Source organism: Mesorhizobium sp. M5C.F.Ca.IN.020.32.2.1, assembly GCF_004023105.1.
GTDB lineage: Bacteria > Pseudomonadota > Alphaproteobacteria > Rhizobiales > Rhizobiaceae > Mesorhizobium > Mesorhizobium wenxiniae.
The window spans coordinates 1-3,007 of the sequence record NZ_RZSX01000777.1; the positions used below are offsets into that span (position 1 = coordinate 1).

Sequence of the window (3,007 nt, forward strand, 5' to 3'; positions counted from 1 at the left end):
GTCCGAGCTGCGCCTCGTCAATCCGCGCGACGGCTGGCCGAGCGAAAGGGCGCGCGCTGCCGCGAGCCGGGCCGACCATGTGATAAATGCCGCTAGGGTATTTGACGATTTGGCCTCGGCGGTCGCCGACCTGAATTTCGTCTTCGCCACCACGGCGCGCGCACGCGATAATTTCAAGCCGGTGCGCGGACCGGTCGAGGCGGGCAGGGCGCTAAGGGCGCGCCAGCAAGCCGGACAGCGCACCGGCATCCTGTTCGGCCGCGAGCGGTTCGGGCTCTACAACGACGAGGTTGGCTTGGCCGACGAGATCGTCACCTTCCCGGTCGATCCCGCCTTCTCCTCGCTCAATATCGCCCAGGCGGCCCTGCTGATGTCCTATGAATGGATGAAGTCCGGCCTGGAAGATGAGACGAAAACCAATTTTTCCAGCCCCGACATGATGCCGGCGACCAAGGAACAATTGCACGGCCTGTTCGCGTATCTGGAAGGCGCGCTCGAAGCGCGCGGCTATTTCCGCCCGGCGCCGAAGAAGCCGAAGATGGTCGACAATCTGCGCGCGGTGCTGACGCGCGCCGGCTTCGCCGAGCCGGAACTCAAGGTGCTGCGCGGCATAATCTCATCGCTGGACAGGTTTTCGCCGGCCATGCCGCGCGGCGACGGATCGCCGGCCGATGATCCAAGGCGGCTTCCGGCGGCGGCCGCACGCGCCGCGAAGGCGACAGACAAAGACCAGGCTTAAACACGAGTAACCGAATGTTATTTGGTGCGGTCCATCATTTTAGGATGATGGCCTTCGAATGTGGCCATCTTCCTGACGTGGTCCCCAGCCTCTCTCGCAATCCCAGCCTTCTCTCGCAACTCAAACGACAATGACCGATCCCTCAAGCGCCCGCCCGATCCTGATGTTCGATTCCGGCATCGGCGGCCTGACAGTTTTGCGCGAAGCGCGCGTGCTGATGCCCGACCGCCGCTTCGTCTATGTCGCCGACGATGCGGCTTTCCCTTATGGCGCTTGGGAGGAACCGGCACTGAGGGCGCATATACTGGAGCTGTTCGGCAAGCTGCTCGACCGTTTTTCGCCGGCCATCTCGGTCATCGCCTGCAATACCGCTTCGACGCTGGTCATCGATGCGTTGCGCGAGAGATTTCCCGGCCACCCTTTCGTCGGCACGGTGCCGGCGATCAAGCCGGCGGCGGAACGCACTCGCTCCGGGCTGGTTTCGGTGCTGGCGACGCCCGGCACCGTCAAACGCCAGTATACGCGCGACCTGATCGGCAAATGGGCGCAAAAATGCCATGTCCGCCTGGTTGGCAGCGATAATCTGGCAGGATTGGCCGAGGTCTATATGCGCGAGGGCTTTGTCGATGAAGAGGCGGTGCGCACCGAGATCGCGCCGTGCTTCGTCGAACATGATGAACTGCGGACCGACATCGTCGTGCTTGCCTGCACCCATTATCCCTTTCTGGCCAACCGCATGCGCAAGACGGCACCTTGGCCGGTCGATTGGCTCGATCCCGCCGAGGCGATCGCGCGACGGGCGCTCTCGCTGCTTGCCGACACCGAGGCCAGCGGTCGCGGCGAGATGCTGGTGGAAGGCGCCGATCTTGCTGTCTTCACGTCGAAGCGGGTTGATTTCCCGACTCGCCGCCTGATGCAGGGGTTTGGGCTGGTGATTTCCTGATATCTGGGAACGTCACCCGGACCGGTGCGTTTTCCCTCATTGCAAGACGGGAGAAACGATCATGCCAGCCACTTCAAAAGCCCAGCAGAAAGCCGCAGGAGCGGCATTGTCCGCCAAGCGTGGCGAGACCAAAAAGAGTGAGCTCAAAGGCGCTTCGAAGGGAATGTACAAATCGATGAGCGAAAAGCAGCTCGAGGAATTCGCGGAGACCAAGCGTAAAGACCTGCCCGAGAAGAAATCAAAGCACTAGCCGCTCATCCGCACCCACACGGAGGGCGGGTCCGATTCCGCGGATGGCCGCGGTCCAGCACACAGCCCGCAGCGGGTCGGTTATCCGCCAGCCGCAAGCTTGACACCGGTTAAATCTCCGTTTAATCAGCCCACCAACACCGGGCCGCAACGCCCGGTGGTTTCTTTATGTGCGCAAGACGGTTGGGAAGTGCTCTATTTTCCCAGCTCTTGTGTAAATGACGTGTCCCGTGGGTTTTCCGCCGCGTTGCGTGGGAAAACTCTGTCAGGTCTCGAAAACGGGGGCCAGAGGAGGGCGCGTTTCCTTCACCCGGACCATGAGGTTCCGGGTGTGTTGTTTTGAAAGGGAATGCGATGAGCAAGCGCGAATCCGCGAAATACAAGATCGACCGCCGTCTCGGCGAAAACATCTGGGGCCGCCCGAAATCCCCGGTCAACAAGCGCGAATACGGTCCCGGCCAGCACGGCCAGCGCCGCAAGGGCAAGCTTTCCGATTTCGGCCTTCAGCTTCGTGCCAAGCAGAAGCTGAAGGGTCACTACGGCGACGTTTCGGAAAAGCAGTTCCGCAAGGTCTATGAAGAGGCGGATCGCCGCAAGGGCGACACCTCGGAGAACCTGATCGGCCTGCTCGAGTCGCGTCTCGACGCGGTCGTCTACCGCGCCAAGTTCGTGCCGACCATTTTTGCCGCTCGCCAGTTCGTCAATCACGGCCACATTAATGTCAACGGCAAGCGCGTCAACATCGGCTCATACCGCTGCAAGCCGGGCGACGTCGTCGAAGTGCGCGAAAAGTCGAAGCAGCTGGTGATCGTCCTGGAATCAGTGGGCTTGGCCGAGCGCGACGTCCCTGACTATATCGAGGTCGACCACAACAAGATGACAGCGACCTTCGGTCGCATCCCCGGCCTATCGGATGTTCCTTTCGCCGTGCAGATGGAACCGAACCTGGTCGTCGAATTCTATTCGCGCTGATCGAACGCGCCGTCTGCGACAGCATCGAAGGCCGCCCATCGAGGCGGCCTTTTCTTTGTCCGGTTTTGGTCCGCCCAGCTTTTCTTTGTCAGCCATGCTAGAGC

Annotated in this window: 4 protein-coding genes; all 4 read left to right on the top strand. The window is 61.4% G+C overall.

The features are described 5' to 3' along the window. Positions 1-739, top strand: a 739-nt coding sequence (locus EOA86_RS28650) for an RNA methyltransferase (protein ID WP_164892065.1), incomplete at its 5' end; no start/stop codon positions are given. 130 nt (positions 740-869) lie between these two features. Beyond that, positions 870-1,682: a glutamate racemase gene (murI, locus tag EOA86_RS28655; RefSeq protein WP_128344736.1), complete on the top strand. Its 813-nt coding sequence runs from the start codon at positions 870-872 to the stop codon at positions 1,680-1,682. Between the two features lie 61 nt (positions 1,683-1,743). Beyond that, positions 1,744-1,932: a DUF3008 family protein gene (locus EOA86_RS28660; protein WP_095521667.1), complete on the top strand. Its 189-nt coding sequence runs from the start codon at positions 1,744-1,746 to the stop codon at positions 1,930-1,932. Positions 1,933-2,285: 353 nt separating this feature from the next. Next, a complete protein-coding gene (gene rpsD / locus EOA86_RS28665; protein WP_065008131.1) occupies positions 2,286-2,903 on the top strand; it encodes a 30S ribosomal protein S4 in 618 nt (205 codons plus the stop codon). The last annotated feature ends 104 nt before the right edge of the window (positions 2,904-3,007 follow it).

Bases quoted from the DNA above. Each gene is read 5' to 3' on its own strand.
- murI (WP_128344736.1), top strand. From the start codon at position 870: ATGACCGATCCCTCAAGCGCCCGCCCGATCCTGATGTTCGATTCCGGC.
- EOA86_RS28660 (WP_095521667.1), top strand. From the start codon at position 1,744: ATGCCAGCCACTTCAAAAGCCCAGCAGAAAGCCGCAGGAGCGGCATTG.
- rpsD (WP_065008131.1), top strand. From the start codon at position 2,286: ATGAGCAAGCGCGAATCCGCGAAATACAAGATCGACCGCCGTCTCGGC.